This is a genomic window from Flavonifractor sp. (assembly GCF_019422385.1).
Lineage (GTDB): Bacteria > Bacillota > Clostridia > Oscillospirales > Oscillospiraceae > Flavonifractor > Flavonifractor avistercoris.
Genome location: NZ_JAHZDL010000050.1, coordinates 1,899 through 18,407 on the forward strand (window position 1 = coordinate 1,899; position 16,509 = coordinate 18,407).

The following is a 16,509-nucleotide window of genomic DNA, read 5'->3' on the forward strand; positions in this document are numbered from 1 at the left end:
TGGGGCTGGGCGGCGCCACCGGGATCACCACCTCGGTGGCCGGTTCCTCCTCCGGCGCGGGGCCGATTTGGATCACGATGGTCTCCCCGTACCGCTCCTCCAGATCCTCCCGGGCCGCCTGTTCCTCCCGGGCCTGCCAGTCGGCGTCGGCGCTGGTGACCGTGATGGACACCGTCTCCCCGCCAGAGAGGTAGCCCATATCGATGGCCCGCTCCACCAGCTCCCCGGTCACGTCCTCCCGGTCCTTGCCGCTGTATTCGTAGCCCGCAATCAGGCTCTGGCCGTCCTCATTGAGCCCCTCCAGCTCCAGCACCCGGTCGGTGCGGCTGAGGGTGAGCTCCACATCCGGGTTGATCTGGATGCGCAGGGCGCCGTAGGGGGTGAAGTTTGGCTGGTAGTAGCCAAAGAACACCAAGCACAGACAGGCGGCCAGGCCAGCCACGCCGGACAGGGGCTTCCACAGGGCGGGGCGTTTTTCCCTGGGATGCCGCAGCTCCACGATGTCCCGCACTGTGTCCCCCACCTGATAGCGCAGGTTGGCGGCCTTCAAAAAGCGGCCCTCCTCGTCCAGCACCACCGCGTAGGCCGGATGCACCTCCATGACCAGATAGCTCACGCCTCGTCGCCCCCTCTCTTGGGGCCCACCTGGCACAGGTGGCCCCGGATGATCTCATAGCCGTTGGTGAAGGCCAGCAGAATGGCCACCAGGTACTTCCGGTGCCGCTCCATGGTCTTCCTGTCGGTGCCGGAGCCGGCGGACAGCTCCCCCATGGGCAGCTTGCCCGTGTCCTCCACCCGTTTCAGCAGCGCGGGCTGGGTCCGGGCGAAGTCCAGCACCCGGCGGCAGGCGGCGAAGGTCCGCTCCTGCCGGGGGCAGTTGTCCGCCACATCGGAGAAGGTCAGGCCGAACTGGGCCAGCTTTTCGGAAAACTCCTGGATCTCCCGCCGGCTGGCGGTGCGCACTGCATAGTCCTCTGCATGGTCCACGGTGTCGGGGATGGTGTCCAGCAGCTCGCCGCCGTCCTCCTCCCCGCCCAGAGGGGTGTGGAGGGAGATCACGTTGCCGTGGCGCTTCCCCGTCCGGTAGTGGTCGATGAGCCGGTTTTTGATGGCCCGGGCGGCGTAGGGCAGGAAAGCGCCCCGGCTCTTCTCATAGGCCAGCACCGCCTCATAGAAGGCCAGCATGGCGATGCTCAGCTCGTCCTCGTGGCCGTTCTCCGGGGCGGTGTGAAGAAACTTCACCGTCTCCGAGCGGATAAAGCCCATGTACTGACGGATGAGGGCGTCCGCCGCCTCTGAATCCGTCTTGGCCGATTGTACCTGGGAAACGATATCGTGCTCTGTGCGCACCATTGCCATCCCTCCATCCCCCTCCGGCAGTAGGATACGGACACGCCGCCGGATTTTCGGGGTCACAGCAGAAATTTTCAAAGGGTAGAAAACACTATTGTAAAGTTTAGCGGCTGCGAAACGGAGGCGCGACCGTCTGGATGTCAAATCTTTGTCAAATGTATGTAAAGAAACGGATGGGGCGGTTTTGTGTTCCCTTGGATGGGTTGCGCGCCAGGGTTCTTCGTGGTAGGATGGAGGCACGCACACAGAAAGGAGCGCGCGGGATGAAACAGATCATTTCTTTCGGTTTGACAGCGGCGCTTTTGCTGGCCTGCCTGACCGGCTGCGGCGGACAGGCGGGCGGCGCCGCGCCCGGCGGGACGGCCCCCTCCGGCGGCCAGACTCCCCCGGCGTCCTCCGTTCCGGAAACGCCCGCCGGCCAGGGGCAGACGCCGGCTGTGTCCTCCGCCCCGGAGGGGGGAGTCGCCGCCGGTGAGATCAGCCGGGAGGAGGCCCTGGCCATCGCTCTGGCCAACGCCGGGGTGCCGGAGGGGGACGCCTACAACGTCAAAAACGAGACCGACAGCGACAACGGCATTCCCCTCTACGACATCGAGTTCGAGACGGACTACGGCGATTACGACTTTGAGGTGGCCATAGCCGACGGCCGCATCGTGGGTGCGGACTACGAGGTGGACGAGGAGTGGCTGGACGCCCTGGGCGGCTCCCCCGTCACGGCGGAGGAGGCCGCTTCCATCGTGGCCGGCAAGGTTTCCGGCGCCAGCGCGGCGGATGTGGACATCTGGGAGGAGTCCGGCGACGGTCGGGGCCGCTACGAGGGGGATCTGTTCCTGGACGGTATGAAGTATGAGTTTGAAATCGATCCCCAGACAGGGCGGATCATCGACTGGAATGCCGATCTGCGGGACTGACCGGCAACACAAAAACCGAGGCAGGAAGAACGCAAGTTCCACTCCTGCCTCGGTTTTATAATTGGTAACTTTTGCTGTTCTCGGTCAGCCCGCCATCTGGGACAGGGCCAGCAGAGCCTGGGCGGTCTGTACCCGAGTGGCCGCCTGGCCGGGGGCCAGCGTATCCGAGGAGTTCCCGGTGAGCAAACCGGCCTCCACTGTCCAGGCCACGGTCTCCAGGGCGTAGCCGGCGATTTGGTCATAGTCGGCGAACTCCCGGACGGTCATGCCGCCCTGGGCGGTGTCCATCCCCGCGTACTGGGCGTAGCGCAGGAGCATAAGGGACATCTGTTCCCGAGTGACGGGGTCAGCGGGTCCGAAGCGGCTGTCGCCGTAGCCGCTGACGACGCCGTTGTCGGCGGCCCAGGCCACCGCTCCGGCACAGTCCGCTCCGGCGGTGTCCACAAAGCCGGCGGCGTCCGCCGCCACCTGGGGACTGCCCGCCAGCTTCCACAGGATGGAGGTCATCTCCCCCCGGGTTAGGGTCTGGTCGGGGGCAAACTGGGTCTCGGTGATGCCAGCCATCAGGCCGTTCTCACAGACATAGCGCACCGCCTGGGCATCCCGGGCCTCCACATCGGTGAAGGGCAGGATGGACAGGGGCTCGCCGCCCACCTGATAGACAGCCACCGTGCCGGATACCTCGCAGGCTGCCAGCAGCAGGGCCTCTCCGGTGGGGCTGACGGCATCACTCAGGAACAGCAGACCCTCGGGGGCCACATCGCCGCCGGTGACCCACTTGTCCAGCTCCCCGTCCTCGTATTCCTCGGAGCCCTCCACCACGGAGGCAAAGTCCCGGGTGTTGATGTAGTTGACATACTGAGCGGAGGCGGGCTCGGTCACGTCATAGACCATGACGCCGCCGGTGCGCTCCAGAGCCACGAAGGCATAGGTGCGGCCGTCCACCGTACCAACCGTGACGCTCTCCGCCTCCGGTCCCTTCTTGCCGGAGCGGTCATCCACCACGGTGTTGTCGTTGGAGCAGTTGTAGTAATCGGTCAGGTACCGGGCGGTGAGGGTCTCAAAGTCGTTGCCGCTGGTGAACACCTCGGTGACGCCGTTCTCCCCGGCCTCATAAATGGTAAAGGTGCGCCCGCCGAAGAGGTAGTCCTTGCCGCTGTCCAAGCCGTCAAAGTCCTCCACCTTGAAGAAGACCACCTTGCCCTCCAGGCCGGAGTTCTCCCCGGTGATGGCTCCAGTGGGGGAGGTCACGCCCTCCTCGCCGAAGTCCTGCTCGTCCTCGCTGAGGTAGAAGGTGCCCAGATCCTCGTTGCCCCACTCCCGGGCGTCGCCCTCGTTGGCGGTGACCAGATAGGTTTTGCCGTCCACCTGGAAGGCGGCGATGCCGTCGGGCATCCGGATGCCCATGAGGCTGCCGTAGGTCCTGGACGCATAGGCGTCATCCTTCTTGTCGATATCAATGGGGGTGACGCTGTAGTCCTCAAAACCTGCGGAGTAGATCCCGTCAAAGGTACGGGAGGCCAGATCCAGCACGGCGATGGCATTGTTCTCCTGCAGGGTGATATAGGCCTTGCCGCCAGAGACGGCGATGTACTCTGGCTCCAGGTCGGTGGAGGGGTTCACGCCCTTCTTCAACACCACGCCGGAGGCCGCCAGCTCGTCCCGCCGGCCGTCAAAGGCGTCAAAGCCCACCACCTCACTGGTGAGAGCAGACACGTCCACCACGGTGACCGAGCCTCTGGGGTCGGCGATCCCGTCGCCGTACCCCTCCCGGGGCTCTCCCTCGTCGGCGGTGAGGACGGTGTCGTTGTCGGCAAAGGTCACCATGTCCGGCTGCACGCCGGTCTCCACCAGCCCTTTCAGGGTGAGGGTGCCGTCGGCATTACAGGTGAACAGGGCCACCCGGCCGGCGTCGTTGTACCCCTCCGCCTGGAGGGCGGCGGCCAGGATGGTGTTGTCCGGAGAGATGGCCACGGAGGTCATGTCCCCATAGCGGAATGAGCTGTCCGCCGCCTCCACCAGGGCCTTCACGTCGATGTCCGTGCCGCTGAGCCGGGCGACGGAGATCCCGGCGGTGAGATCCCCCAGGGGGATTGCCGCCAGCAGGCCGCTCTGGCCGTTGATGGCGTAGGCGTAGCCGTTGCTCTGGCTGTAGGCCGCAATCTCCATGACGCCGCCGTCCACGTTGTACTGGCCGGAGGCGTACCGGGCAATCAGGTTCAGATTCAGGGGGGAATTGCCGTTTTCATACCCAGCGGTCGAGTTGATGCCCGCTGCCGCCGCTGGCACCACAGTGCCCAGCTGAAGCGCCAGGGCGAGGGCCATGGCAATGGCTGCCGGCCGTCTTGCTTTTCTCATGCTGTTTTCTCCTGCGATTTTGTTTTGGAAAGGGAGCGGTACGTTCTCCCTATTTAATTTAGTATAATCCCACGACTGTAAAATCCGAAAGAGGGAATGTGTAAATTTCTTGTAGGCAGAGGAGGTCTGGAACGAAACCGGGTTCATAGCAAACGCGCTTCACATGGATTTGACGGTTTCTTTACTGAAATACCGTCGCACGCTGGGAAAGGCGTCTGCTATACTGAACACAGATGCGGTAGGCATCGGTTGGGAGCGGCAGTATGGAGCAAGGTTTCAGACAGCCCAATCAAATCGACAGCGTGTTATCAGCGCCGGTTTGCGCCCTTACAGGGCGGACCGGCGCTGTTTTTGTGGATGCCGCGCCCAATGGTCATAAGACAGCAAAGAAGAAAGGCAGGCGCAACGTATGCAGAAGACCTATGTGCTGGACGCCAATGTCCTCCTCCAGGCCCCCTACGCTCTGGAGTCCTTCGAGGACAACCACATCGTGCTGCCACTGGCGGTGCTGGAGGAGTTGGATGATCGGAAGGGGGCTGACGGTGAAGCGGGAAACAACGCCCGACATGTGCTCCGCTTCCTGGAGAGATTACGGCTCCAGGGAGACCTGGTAAAAGGCGTGACCCTGCCCAGTGGAGGCACCGTGCGCCTGGAGGTCAACCATGTGGACGCGGCCCTTCCCCAAGGGATAGAACCCGGCAGCCGGGCGGGAAGGGTGCTGAAGGTGTGTCGGGGCCTCATGGACGAGGGAACGCCGGTGACGCTGGTGAGCCGGGACATGGTCGCCCGCATCCGGGCCCAGATGATGGAGGTGCCGGCGGAGGACTTCACCACCGACCGGCTGCCGGATGGAGCCCAGCCCTACACCGGCCGGACGGAGGTCTACATCTCGGACAGCCTGCTCACAGCGTTCAAGAAAAAGGGAGCTCCGGCGGAAGAACTCTATACCGTGGACGGCGCGGGGGAGCGGAAGCCGGTTTCCTTGACCGAGAACCAGTTTGTCCTTCTGCACTCGGATACCGAGCCGAAAAAGACCATGCTGGGCCGTTTCCGGGAGGGGAAGGTCACCGCCCTGCGCTTTGGCGGCGTCCGCCCATTCGGCGTCAAACCCCGGAGCGTGGGGCAGCAGTTCCTGCAGGAGGCCCTGCTGCTGCCGGTGGCGGAGGCGCCCCTGGCCATCATCCAAGGGCCGGCGGGCACCGCCAAGACCTTTTACGCCCTGGCTGCAGGGCTGGAGCAGGTGCTGGAGGCGGAGGAACGGCCCTATCGGAAGATTCTGGTGTGCCGCCCCAATGCCCAGTTTGACGCGGACATCGGCTTCCTCCCGGGCAGTGAACAGGACAAGATCTCTCCCCTCATGCGGCCCATTGTGGACAACCTGGAGATCTTGCTGGACCTGGAGGGGAAGAAAAAGGAGCGGCGCAGCGAAGAGGAGCTGCGGGGGCGCATCGACTACCTCTTTGACACCGGCGTCATCGCTGCCGAGGCCATGAACTTCATGCGGGGCCGCTCCATCACCGACACCTGGCTCATCATCGACGAGGCCCAGAACCTCACCCCCCGGCAGGTCAAGGGCATCGTCACCCGGGTGGGAAAGGGCACCAAGGTAGTGCTGCTGGGGGACCCGGCCCAGATCGACCACCCCCTGCTGGACACCCGGAGCAACGGATTGACCTATGCCAGCGCCCGCATGAAGGGTAGCCCCCTGTGCGTCCAGCTGACCATGCTCCCTGATGAGTGCGAGCGTTCCCCTTTGGCCCTGGACGCGGCGGTACGGATGTAAATGAGGGCAGAACTTACATAGCACGGCAGATAAGAAATTTTATTTACATTTTACAGGACTTTGGAAGAAGAATTTACATCTCGGTGGTACACTGTGCCTGTGTGAGCGAGAAACACACCATCATAGGGAGGAAAATATGCTATGAGTATCGCACAGAAGCAGACTGCCACACAGTCCCAGAAGCTGATGATCTTTGTCCTGTCCATGTCCCTGTATGGGCTGGCCACCCTGTTCACGGAGCTGATCCCCAAGTTCCAGGTGGGGGTTGTGGAGTTCTCCGTGGAGTACTTCCTGTTCATCCCCCTGACCCTGGCCATGCTGTTCGACCCCCTGTCCGCCGCCCTGGGCGCCGCCACCGGCGAGCTGGTGTTCAGCGAGATCATGCTGGGCCAGTTCGGCGGCCTGGGCGAGCTGGAGAAGTTCCTCACCGTCACCATCGGCGTATACATCGCCGGGCGGCTGGTGAAGGACCCGAAGAACCGCGTCATGGTGGGCGTGGCCGCCATCAGCGGAACCGCCGCCCAGCTGCTGATGGGCACTGTGGTGGACATCCTGAAGGTCCAGCTGGCGGTAGAGGACTTCGAGGCCGTGGCCGGCCTGCCTGAGAGCGTGTTTGCCACCGAGGGCTTTGCCTTCCTCAATGACCTGCTGTTCTCCGGCATCCTGTTCTGCCTGCTGCCCACCCTGTACCTGGTGCCCAAGCTGTACGGCAAGATCGAGCCCCTGCTGGGCATGGCTCCCCGCACCCCGGACAGCGCCGTCAGCGGCATCAGCCCCAAGGCGTTGATCGTATGCGCCGTCGGCTTTGTGTGCGCCATCGTGGCTGAGCTGGCCGCCACTGCCGGTATGTCCCTTATTGACTGGGAGGCCGAGTGGGCCGAGAGCGGCACCGCCCTGGCGGTAGGCATGGTCGTTGCCGCCGCGGTGGCCATCATCGCCCTGCTGGTCATCAAAAAGAACGCGGGAAAAAAGGCTGCGGTGAACTGAGATGAACGCGGTTGAGATCGACGGCCTGACCTATACCTACCCAGGCGCCCCTCAGCCCACCCTGAAAGAGATCTCCCTTCAGATCGAGAAAGGGGACTTCCTGGCGGTCGTTGGCAACAACGGCTGCGGGAAGTCCACTTTGTGTAAGGTCCTCAACGGCCTGATCCCCCACTTTATCACGGGGACCATGGAGGGAAGCGTGCGGGTGGAGAGGCTTGACACCCGGGAGAGCGACGTGGGCGTCCTGGCCCAGAAGGTGGGCTATGTATATCAGGACTTTGAAAACCAGATCGTCCGGCCCACCGTGCTGGACGACGCCTCCTATGCCTGCCTGAACTACGCCTTCCCCGACTACCTGGAGCGGGGCAGGACTGCTTTGCGGCAGTGCGGTCTGGAGGGCAGGGAGGAGGAATATGTCTGGCAGCTCTCCGGCGGCCAGACCCACCTGCTGGCCCTGGCCGGCGCGGTGTCCCTCCAGCCGGACATTCTGATCCTGGACGAGCCCATCGCCCAGTTGGACCCCATGCACGCCGACCGGATCTATGAGGTCCTCCGGGACTTGAATGAGAACCACGGCAAGACCATCCTCGTCATTGAACACCATACCGAGTACATCGCCGACTTCTGCAAGCACGTGATGCTGATGAAGGACGGACAGGTGCGGTGGATGCTGCCCACGGAGGAGGCCCTCCAGCGGGTGGAGGAGCTGGAGGAATGCAACATCTTCCCGCCCCAGGTGACCCAAGCGGCCCACCGGCTGCGGAGGGCAGGCCGTCTTCCGGCGGACATCCCCCTGCCCACCACCGTGGAGGGAGGAAAGACCGCCTTCTCCCAGCTGCGGTATGTGCCGGGCGCGCCCCGGCAGACGCCGGAGGCCTCCGGAGATGCGGCGGTTTCCTTTCAGAATGTGTCCCTCTCCTACCGCTCGGTGAAGGGAGAGCCCCGCACCGTGTTCGACGGCTTGGACCTGGAAATCCACAAAGGGGAAAAGGTGGCTCTCATCGGCTCCAACGGGGCGGGCAAGTCCACCCTGATGAAGCTGATGGTGGGCCTGCTGAAGCCCAATTCCGGCACAGTGTCCCTGTTCGGTGAAGCGATTGGGGACAAAAAGGCCGAGGATCTGTCCCGGCAGATCTCCCTGGTGTATCAGAACCCGGAGGAGATGTTCATCAAGGACTCCATCCGCGCCGACATCGCCTACGCCATGGAGGTGCGGAACGTCCCGGAGTGGGAGAAGCGCACCGCGGAGCTGCTGGAGCGGTTCCGGTTGGCGGAGCTGCGGGACCGGGACGGCCGCCTCATGTCCGGCGGGCAGATGCGCCGGGCCAGTTTGGCCATCGGCATCGCCTTGAATCCCGGCATCCTGCTGCTGGACGAGCCCACCGCCAACCTGGACATCGCCACCCGGCGGGAAATCATGGCGGTCCTGTCCGATATGAAGGACATCATTCAGACCGCCGTCATCGCAACCCACGATATGCAGCTGGTGTGCCAGTGGGCGGAGCGAATCATTGTGCTGTGTAACGGCCAGGTGGTGGCCGACGGCGCCCGGGACGAGATCTTTGCCCGGACTGATGTGGCGGAGCGGGTGGGTATCCGCCCGCCGGAGATCTTCTCCATGGCACAGGCTTTAGACAGCCGTTCCATGTGCTATACCATTGACGAGTTCCTGTCATCCTTTCAGGAGGTGTGACCGCTGTGGAAAAATTGACCGCGAAACTCTCGGAGAGCATTCTGGACAAGCTCTCCATGGACTTTCTCCGCAATCAGGTGTTGAAGAACGCCTATGGCAATGACGACACCGTCATCGCCGCGCTGGACCCCCGGGTCCTGCTGGCCTGGTACCTGTTCTTCGGCCTGGTGCCCTGGTTTGTCAGCGACATTCCCTTCCTGCTGGGGTGCTTCCTGCTGGTGATGGCCACCACCCTCCTGGCGAGAGTGGCGGGGCTGGTGCTGTTCCTCTTCGCCCTGGGGGTGTTCTCCCAGACAGGGTATCTCTTTGTGGTGACCCTGCTCTTTGGAGGCGACGCCTCCGCCATTGCCCCGCTGCTCATCCTCACGTTGAAGGTGGCCACCATCTCCCTGGCCTCGGTGACCGTGTTCTCCGGGCTGGACCCGGACAAGCTGTCCAACGGTCTCATGTGGTACGGCTGCCCGGAGCGGCTGAGCTTTTCCATTTCCTACGCCTACCGGATGCTGCCCATGCTGATGGAGGAATTCCAGAACGTGCTGCTCTCCTACCGGCTGCGGGGCAATCCCCCCGCCCACGAGACCTTCGGGGGCAAGGTGAAGTACCTGGTCTATCAGGTGAAGATCATCATGCAGTCCTTCTACCCTCTGATGCTCAATACCGCCAAGCGTTCCCGCACCACGGTGGAGGCCCTGGAGCTGCGGGGCTACCGGTATGCGGCGGTGAACAAGTCCGTGAAGAAGATCAAGCTGGCCGCCCTGAAGGTCACCTATAACGATGGACTGTTTCTGGCCATCTCCTTTCTGGTGGTGGCGGTGGCCGTCCTGATCTCCACACTGCTGTAAGTAAGAAAGAAGGTTTTTTCTCTTGCGTCTGGATTTTCACACCCATGGGAAGCTGGCCAAAAAGCTCCCATTTTCCACCGCCTACACAGACTGGCTCTTCGGCGAGGCCCGACGGGCCGGCCTGGACGCCCTGTGCCTGACGGAGCACTTCAACACCCTCCAGTTTGCCGATGTGTACGGCTACATCGCCTCCGTGAGCCGGAGAACCGGGGACACCCTGGAGCTGGAGAACGGCCTGAAAATTTTCCCCGGCATGGAGACGGATGTGGCGGAGGGCGGTCATATCCTGTCCATCGGGCCCCTGGAGGCCATTTTGGAGCTGAACCGGCGGCTGGAGCCCCACAAGGAGAAGAGGGACTTTCTGCCCTTCTCCCGGCTCATGGATTTGTTTGAGAAGTACCCAGTGGTGGTGGGCTGCGGCCACCCCTTCCGCGCCGGCGGCCATGTGCCCGAGCTGCCTCAGGAGCAGCTTCGGCGGCTGAGGTTCCTGGATCTCAACGGCAAGGACCTGGCGCTGGACCGGGATCGGACGGAGCGGCTCACCTACGCTCTGGGGAAAGAGCTGGAGATCCCTGTGGTGTCCGGCAGCGACACCCATCAGGCGGTGCAGTACGGCTGCGTCACCACGGTCTTTGAACGGGAGGTGGATACCGTCTCCGCCCTCTATGGGGAGATGACAGCCGGCCGCTACGCCATTGATCTCTCCGACACTGCCGCCTTCCAGGTGCGCACCGCCTGCCTGCTGAAACGGTCTCTGAAGGAGATCCACGCCCTGGGAGGCGACTACGTGGCCATTCTGACCCGGGAGGCCACCGCATGACCGCCCTGACGGATTCCCTGGCGGAGGGGGCCGTCCAGACGGTATTGGAGGCGGGGGAACTGCTGACCGATCCCGCCGCCGTTCAGAGCATCCGCTCCAAGGGCGAAACGGACTATGTGACCAATGTGGACGTGGCGGTACAGGCGTTTCTGCGGAAGCGTCTGGCCGCCCTGGCCCCGGATGTCCAGTTTATGGGAGAGGAGCAGGACAATACGGGGCTGGACTGGAGCCGCCCCTGCTGGATCCTGGATCCGGTGGACGGCACCACCAACCTGATCCACAGCTTCCGGCACAGCGCCATCTCCTTGGCTCTGGCGGAGGGTGGACAAGCTGTCTTTGGTGTGGTATACAATCCTTATACGGAGGAGTGCTTCACCGCCCGCCGGGGCGGCGGAGCGCTCCGAAACGGAGTCCCGATCCACGTCAGCGATGTCTCCCGGCTGGAGGACAGCCTCCTGTCCACGGGCACCGTCCCAGGCCGCCGGGAGCTGGCGGATGCGGCTTTCCGGCAGATGCGGGCGCTGTATGACCGGTGTCAGGACGTGCGCCGCACCGGCTGCGCCAGCCTGGACCTGTGCTGGGTGGCCTGCGGACGGCTGGACGGCTATGTGGAGCTGTCTCTCCAGCCCTGGGACTACGCCGCCGGAATGCGCATCGCGGCGGAGGCTGGAGGAAAAGTCACCGCCCCCGACGGCAGCCCCCTATCCCTCCGGGAGGGCGGGCCTCTGCTGGCCTCTAACGGGCGGCTCCACAGCGCGCTGCAAGCAATTTTGAAAGAATGAGGGGGTTGTCATGGACCTGCACCTTCCCACCCCGGCCGGGGAACTGACCCGGGCGGAGCAGAAGATCCTGGACTATATCAACACCAACACGGATGCTTTCCTGTTTTCTTCCATCGGCCAACTGGCCCAGCGGCTGGAGCTCTCCGACGCCACGGTCTCCCGCTTCGCCCGCCATGTGGGTTGCCGGGACTTCAAGGCGCTGAAATCTCTAGTGCTGGAGCAGTCTCCCGGCCCGGCGGTAAAGCTGACGGCCACGCTCAGTCAGGGGGATCATTTCTCCCCCCAAGCCTGGCTGGAGCGGCAGCGGGCATACTTGGAGAAGACCATACAACAGCTCTCCACCGGGGAATTTGACCGGGCGGTGGAGGCTCTCTGTTCTGCCCGGCGGGTGTTTCTTCACGGAAAAAACGCCTCCGCTTCCATGGCACAGCTGCTCCATTTCCGCCTGCGGCGGCTGGGCTTACAGGTGTCTCTCCTTCCCTCCGGCGGTTCTGAACTGCTGGAAGGGCTCGCGCAAGCGGCGGAGAACGATCTGGTGGTGCTGTTCAGCTTCTCCAAGCTCTCCCGGGAGGGCCGCATCCTCCTGGAGCACAGCCGGTCCGCCGGCTATCGGACCTTGGCCTTTGTGGGCCGCACCTGCCTGCCCGCGGAGGAGCGGGCGGACATCAGCCTCTTTGCCTACCGGGGGACAGAGAAGGAGTATCACTCTATGGCAGCTCCCGCCGCCCTGCTGGATGCTCTGGCAGTCGCTGTGGCGGAACGGTTGGGAGACGAAGGTACGCAGCGTCTCCAGTCGCTGCACCGGATGAAAAAGGACTATTTTCCAGACGGATGAACGCATCCCCCATGCCCGCACATGGGGGATGCGTTCATTTTCCAGGATGATGCACAAATTTTACACGCATTTTACTGCGCTGCGGTAGTGGGCGCAAGCCGGCTGTGATATGGTAGATTAGGATTATTTTATATATTCCGCGCATGGGCTTGCGCTGCCTGCGCACCACATCTGAAAAGGAAGGATCTGCTGCTATGAAACGCGCGGTTTTATCTGTATGTATCCTGGCATTGGCATTGCTTTTGACAGCCTGTGGCCCGGCATCGTCTGACAGCACCGCCTCCGCCAGCGATCCCGCCAGCGGGGAACACGCCTTTGACTACGGCGGGGACGTGACGCTGCGCATTCTCTCCGGCTCGGAGAACCAGGAGCTGGAGGGTATCCTGGATGACTTCGCCAGGGAGCGGGGCGTGAACATCGAGATGGACTACCAGGGCTCCCTGGACATCATGCGCGCCCTCCAGGGGGAGACCATCGACTACGACGCGGTGTGGCCGGCCAGCAGCCTGTGGCTCACCGCCGGGGACACCCAGTACCGGGTGAAGCACGCCCAGTCCATCTCCATCACCCCGGTGGTCTTCGGCATCCGACAGAGCCTGGCGGAGGAGCTGGGCTTTGTGGGCCGGGAGGTGTCGGTGGGCGACCTGCTCTCCGCCATCCAGGCGGGGGAGCTGGAGTTCTGCATGACCTCCGCCACCCAGTCCAACTCCGGGTGCAGTGCCTACATCGGCTTCCTCTACGCCCTGCTGGGCAATCCGGATGTGATCACGTCGGAGAACCTCCAGACCCCGGGCCTGGCGGAGCAGATCACCCAGCTGCTCTCCGGCGTGGATCGATCCTCCGGAAGCTCTGACTGGCTGAAGGACCTGTTCCTCACCGGTGGCTACGACGCCATGGTGAACTATGAGTGCCTCGTCATCAGCGCCAACCAGGAACTGGAGGCGCGGGGGGAGGAGACGCTGTACGCCGTCTACCCCTATGACGGACTCTCCATCGCCGACTCCCCCCTGGGCTATGTGGACAGCGGGGACGACCGGAAGGAGGAGGCCTTCCTGAAGCTCCAGGAGTACCTCCTGTCCGACGAGGTACAGAATGAGATCCAGCGCACCGGCCGGCGCACCGGCTACGAGGGGGTGTCGGCGGAGAACCGGGATGTGTTCCGCGCCGACTGGGGCGTCCAGCCGGACCGGGTGCTCTCTCCCTTTCGGATGCCCGCCGCCGACGTGCTCTTTGAGTGCCTTGACCTCTACCAGACCCAATTCCGCAAGCCCTCCCTGACGGTGTACTGCCTGGACTACTCGGGCAGCATGTCCGGCGAGGGCCGGGCGCAGATGGTGGAGGCCATGAGCCAGATCCTGGTCCAGGAGAACGCGGCCCGGAATCTGCTCCAGGCCTCGGAGCGCGAGATCAACCTCATCATCCCCTTTGAGGGCTATCCCAGGGACGTGTACGCCGCGGCCGGAAACGGCGCGGAACTGGAAGCCCTCTATACCCGGGTGGAGGCGGAGGAGGCCACCGGCGGCACGGACATCTATTATGCCGCCATGGAGGGCCTGCGGCAGCTGGAACATTACGACCTGAGCCAGTACACCCCCGCCATCATCCTGCTGACGGACGGAGTGTCTGACGGGAGTTTTTCCGACTTCCGGGATGGCTACGAGGCCTTCGGGGCGGATGTGCCGGTGTTCTCCATCATGTTCGGCTCCGCCGATCCCACCCAGCTGGAGGAGCTGGCGGAGCTGACACACGCCCGGGTCTTCGACGGCCGGGAGGACCTGATCGGGGCCTTCCGCAGCGTGAAGGGGTACAACTGATGAAAAAGGGACAGAAAAGGCAGCTGACGGTCTCCCTGCTCTCCGCCGGGGCGGTGTTCCTGGTGCTGGCCCTGCTGCTGCGGTGGAACTTTGTGCTCAGCGCCGTGCTGGCCGTGGGGGTGTATGTGGGGCTCTTCCTCCTGCTCACCCCCAGGCCGGAGCCTGGGACCATGTTCTACGCCGCCCGGCCGGACGGGGAGCAGCTGGCCGCCTGGATGGAGGAGGCCGGGCGGGACCTGGCCCAGGTGGCCCTGGCGGCGGGGCAGATCACCGACGCGGAGACCCAGCGCGCCGCCGTGGAGCTGGCCGGCACGGGGGAGCACATCTACCGCTACCTCAGGGAGCAGCCGGACAAGATCCCCGCGGCCCGGCGGTTCCTCACCTACTACCTGGACACGGTGGGGCGGATACTCATTCAGTACGTAAAGTTTCAGGAGGCGGGCCTGCGCACGGAGGAGGTCCTGGGCTTCCAGGCCAAGGTGCGCGCCGTCCTGCCCAAGCTGCGCGCCGGCTTTGAGGAGCAGCTCAGCCAGCTCATGGCCGCCGAGCGCTTCGACGCGGAGGCGGATATGCAGGTGCTGGAGCGCCTGCTGGATACGGAGGGATTTTCATGCGGCGAAAAACGATCCTGATCGGCCTGGCCATTCTGGCGGCCGTCATCGCGGCGGGAGGGATCTACCTGCTGCTGGGCGGCGGGCAGCGGCCCGTGGAGCTGCGGGGCTACGTGGGCGGCGAGAAAATCGGTCTGCTGGACGACCCCGAGGTGCAGCGGGTGCTGGAGCGGGACTACAAGCTCATCCTGGACTATGCCAAGGCCGGTTCCCTGGATATGGTCACTGCGGACCACGAGGGCCGGGATTTTCTCTTTCCCTCCAGCCAGACCGCCCTGGAATACTACCAGCAGCTTTACGGTGCGCCGGACAGGAGCCAGATCGTGTTCAACACCCCCATCGTGCTCTACACCCACCGTCCTATCCTGGAGGCCTTCCTGGGCGCCGGCATGGTGACGGAGGAGGACGGGGTGTACTACATGGACATGGAGGCCCTGGTGGAGGCCATGGAGGCGGGCACCACCTGGGCCCAGCTGGGCCTGGAGGAGCTCTACGGTCAGGTGGCGGTGAACACCACCGACCCGGTGCGCTCCAACTCGGGGAACATGTTCGCCGGGCTGCTGGCTAATGTGCTGTGCGGCGGCGTAGCCGACGAGGACAGCGTGGAGAACATCCTCCCCCGGCTGCGGGACCTCTTTGAGAAGCTGGGCTACATGGAATCCTCCTCCTCCGACCTGTTCGACCAGTTCCTCAAAACCGGCATGGGGGCCAAGCCTATGATGGCTGGCTATGAAAACCAGCTGCTGGAGTTCGCGGTAGAAAACCCGGAGGACTGGGCGCAGCTGAAGGATGACATCGTGCTGATCTACCCCACCCCCACCGTCTGGTCCTCCCATATCTTCATCGCTCTGGATGAGGCAGGAGAGGCGGGCATCGACGCCCTGCTGGATGAGGAGGTCCAGCGCCTTGCCTGGGAAAATCACGGCTTCCGCACCGAGGTATCCGGCACGGACGCCGACGAAGACCACTTCGGCGTCCCCCACCTGGCCGCGGAGATCACCCAGGTGGCCGCCATGCCCAGTTACGCCGCCATGGAGAAGATCATCGCCGCGCTGTCGTAAACGTAAATTTTACCGCAGGGCTGGATAGTTGCGCTGTGCAAAGGGAGGCATTTTCACAGATGGATGGGCTCATCGTCTATGGCAGCAAATACGGCACGACCCGCCGGTACGCGGAGGAGCTCTCCCGGCTCACCGACCTGTCCGCCATCCCCTGTGGGGAGTTCCACAGGCTGGCTGAGGGGAGTATCCTCGTCTATCTTGGGGCGCTCTATGCCGGCGGGGTGCTGGGGCTCAAACAGACAATGAAAGGTCTTTCCTTCCGGGAGGGCCAGCGGCTGATCGTGGCCACTGTAGGTTTGGCCGACCCTGCGGAGCCGCAGAACCGGGCGCATATTCGCGCGGCACTTCAAAAGCAGCTGCCCCCGGAATTCTTGGAGCGGGCCGTTCTCTTCCACCTCCGGGGCGGCATTGACTATGCCGTTCTGTCCCCACGCCACCGGGCCATGATGGCCGCCATGTGTTTCTCCCTGCGGAGGAAACCGGCGCGACAGAGGTCCAGTGAGGACCAGGCGCTGCTGGAGACTTACGGGAAACAGATCGACTTTACCGATCTCTCCGCGCTGGCTCCCATCGCCAGAGAGATCCTGCGCGGATATGATATGCTGGGAAAGAAGTGCCTTCGACCAGAGCGGCCGATGATCGTCTGATCGCGTACAGGG

14 protein-coding genes and 1 pseudogene are annotated in these 16,509 nt (G+C 63.8%); 12 read left to right on the plus strand and 3 right to left on the minus strand.

What is annotated here, in order from left to right:
• Together QZ378_RS07895 and QZ378_RS07900 are read right to left on the minus strand one after the other, a co-directional pair.
• A pseudogene (locus tag QZ378_RS07895) lies at window positions 1-616 on the minus strand (hypothetical protein); the annotation flags it as partial.
• Complete coding sequence (locus QZ378_RS07900; protein ID WP_291257887.1) at window positions 613-1,359, minus strand: sigma factor; 747 nt, start codon at window positions 1,357-1,359, stop codon at window positions 613-615. The pseudogene QZ378_RS07895 and the gene QZ378_RS07900, both read right to left, overlap by 4 nt.
• A gap of 257 nt (window positions 1,360-1,616) precedes the next feature.
• Here QZ378_RS07900 and QZ378_RS07905 point away from each other — a divergent pair, with 257 nt between their 5' ends.
• A complete protein-coding gene (locus QZ378_RS07905) occupies window positions 1,617-2,264 on the plus strand; it encodes a PepSY domain-containing protein (RefSeq protein ID WP_291257888.1) in 648 nt (215 codons plus the stop codon).
• An 84-nt stretch (window positions 2,265-2,348) separates the two neighbouring features.
• On the opposite strand, the gene QZ378_RS07910 is transcribed toward QZ378_RS07905, so the two are convergent.
• Window positions 2,349-4,622: a choice-of-anchor I family protein gene (locus QZ378_RS07910; RefSeq protein WP_291257889.1), complete on the minus strand. Its 2,274-nt coding sequence runs from the start codon at window positions 4,620-4,622 to the stop codon at window positions 2,349-2,351.
• Between the two features lie 409 nt (window positions 4,623-5,031).
• Here QZ378_RS07910 and QZ378_RS07915 point away from each other — a divergent pair, with 409 nt between their 5' ends.
• The 11 genes from QZ378_RS07915 to QZ378_RS07965 all read left to right on the plus strand — a co-directional run bounded on the left by QZ378_RS07915 (window position 5,032) and on the right by QZ378_RS07965 (window position 16,497).
• The gene (locus QZ378_RS07915) at window positions 5,032-6,405 is read left to right on the plus strand and encodes a PhoH family protein (protein WP_291257890.1); all 1,374 of its coding nucleotides are present in this window, start codon (window positions 5,032-5,034) and stop codon (window positions 6,403-6,405) included.
• Window positions 6,406-6,546: 141 nt separating this feature from the next.
• Window positions 6,547-7,392 (plus strand): cell division protein FtsQ, encoded by an 846-nt coding sequence (locus tag QZ378_RS07920; protein WP_291257891.1) that lies wholly within the window; start codon window positions 6,547-6,549, stop codon window positions 7,390-7,392.
• A gap of 1 nt (window position 7,393) precedes the next feature.
• Window positions 7,394-9,085, plus strand: coding sequence for an ABC transporter ATP-binding protein (locus tag QZ378_RS07925; protein WP_291257892.1), 1,692 nt, complete (start codon window positions 7,394-7,396; stop codon window positions 9,083-9,085).
• A 5-nt stretch (window positions 9,086-9,090) separates the two neighbouring features.
• On the plus strand, window positions 9,091-9,927 hold the full coding sequence (locus QZ378_RS07930) for an energy-coupling factor transporter transmembrane protein EcfT (protein ID WP_087397147.1): 837 nt from the start codon (window positions 9,091-9,093) through the stop codon (window positions 9,925-9,927).
• A 22-nt stretch (window positions 9,928-9,949) separates the two neighbouring features.
• A complete protein-coding gene (locus tag QZ378_RS07935; protein WP_291257893.1) occupies window positions 9,950-10,747 on the plus strand; it encodes a PHP-associated domain-containing protein in 798 nt (265 codons plus the stop codon).
• Window positions 10,744-11,529 (plus strand): inositol monophosphatase family protein, encoded by a 786-nt coding sequence (locus QZ378_RS07940; protein WP_204874802.1) that lies wholly within the window; start codon window positions 10,744-10,746, stop codon window positions 11,527-11,529. Before QZ378_RS07935 ends, QZ378_RS07940 begins: the two co-directional genes overlap by 4 nt.
• 10 nt (window positions 11,530-11,539) lie before the next feature.
• Window positions 11,540-12,364 carry a MurR/RpiR family transcriptional regulator gene (locus QZ378_RS07945; RefSeq protein ID WP_204900858.1) on the plus strand — a complete coding sequence of 275 codons (825 nt, stop codon included), beginning with the start codon at window positions 11,540-11,542 and terminating at the stop codon, window positions 12,362-12,364.
• 194 nt (window positions 12,365-12,558) lie between these two features.
• Window positions 12,559-14,178 (plus strand): substrate-binding domain-containing protein, encoded by a 1,620-nt coding sequence (locus QZ378_RS07950; RefSeq protein WP_291257894.1) that lies wholly within the window; start codon window positions 12,559-12,561, stop codon window positions 14,176-14,178.
• On the plus strand, window positions 14,178-14,810 hold the full coding sequence (locus QZ378_RS07955) for a 5-bromo-4-chloroindolyl phosphate hydrolysis family protein (protein WP_291257895.1): 633 nt from the start codon (window positions 14,178-14,180) through the stop codon (window positions 14,808-14,810). The genes QZ378_RS07950 and QZ378_RS07955 overlap by 1 nt, the downstream gene beginning before the upstream one ends.
• Window positions 14,789-15,850, plus strand: coding sequence for a hypothetical protein (locus QZ378_RS07960; protein WP_291257896.1), 1,062 nt, complete (start codon window positions 14,789-14,791; stop codon window positions 15,848-15,850). Before QZ378_RS07955 ends, QZ378_RS07960 begins: the two co-directional genes overlap by 22 nt.
• A gap of 59 nt (window positions 15,851-15,909) precedes the next feature.
• Window positions 15,910-16,497, plus strand: coding sequence for a flavodoxin domain-containing protein (locus QZ378_RS07965; protein ID WP_291257897.1), 588 nt, complete (start codon window positions 15,910-15,912; stop codon window positions 16,495-16,497).
• Window positions 16,498-16,509: the final 12 nt, after the last annotated feature.

Coding starts and splice junctions, on each gene's coding strand:
- QZ378_RS07900 (WP_291257887.1), bottom strand. CDS start 1,359: ATGGCAATGGTGCGCACAGAGCACGATATCGTTTCCCAGGTACAATCG.
- QZ378_RS07905 (WP_291257888.1), top strand. CDS start 1,617: ATGAAACAGATCATTTCTTTCGGTTTGACAGCGGCGCTTTTGCTGGCC.
- QZ378_RS07910 (WP_291257889.1), bottom strand. CDS start 4,622: ATGAGAAAAGCAAGACGGCCGGCAGCCATTGCCATGGCCCTCGCCCTG.
- QZ378_RS07915 (WP_291257890.1), top strand. CDS start 5,032: ATGCAGAAGACCTATGTGCTGGACGCCAATGTCCTCCTCCAGGCCCCC.
- QZ378_RS07920 (WP_291257891.1), top strand. CDS start 6,547: ATGAGTATCGCACAGAAGCAGACTGCCACACAGTCCCAGAAGCTGATG.
- QZ378_RS07925 (WP_291257892.1), top strand. CDS start 7,394: ATGAACGCGGTTGAGATCGACGGCCTGACCTATACCTACCCAGGCGCC.
- QZ378_RS07940 (WP_204874802.1), top strand. CDS start 10,744: ATGACCGCCCTGACGGATTCCCTGGCGGAGGGGGCCGTCCAGACGGTA.
- QZ378_RS07945 (WP_204900858.1), top strand. CDS start 11,540: ATGGACCTGCACCTTCCCACCCCGGCCGGGGAACTGACCCGGGCGGAG.
- QZ378_RS07950 (WP_291257894.1), top strand. CDS start 12,559: ATGAAACGCGCGGTTTTATCTGTATGTATCCTGGCATTGGCATTGCTT.
- QZ378_RS07955 (WP_291257895.1), top strand. CDS start 14,178: ATGAAAAAGGGACAGAAAAGGCAGCTGACGGTCTCCCTGCTCTCCGCC.
- QZ378_RS07960 (WP_291257896.1), top strand. CDS start 14,789: ATGCGGCGAAAAACGATCCTGATCGGCCTGGCCATTCTGGCGGCCGTC.
- QZ378_RS07965 (WP_291257897.1), top strand. CDS start 15,910: ATGGATGGGCTCATCGTCTATGGCAGCAAATACGGCACGACCCGCCGG.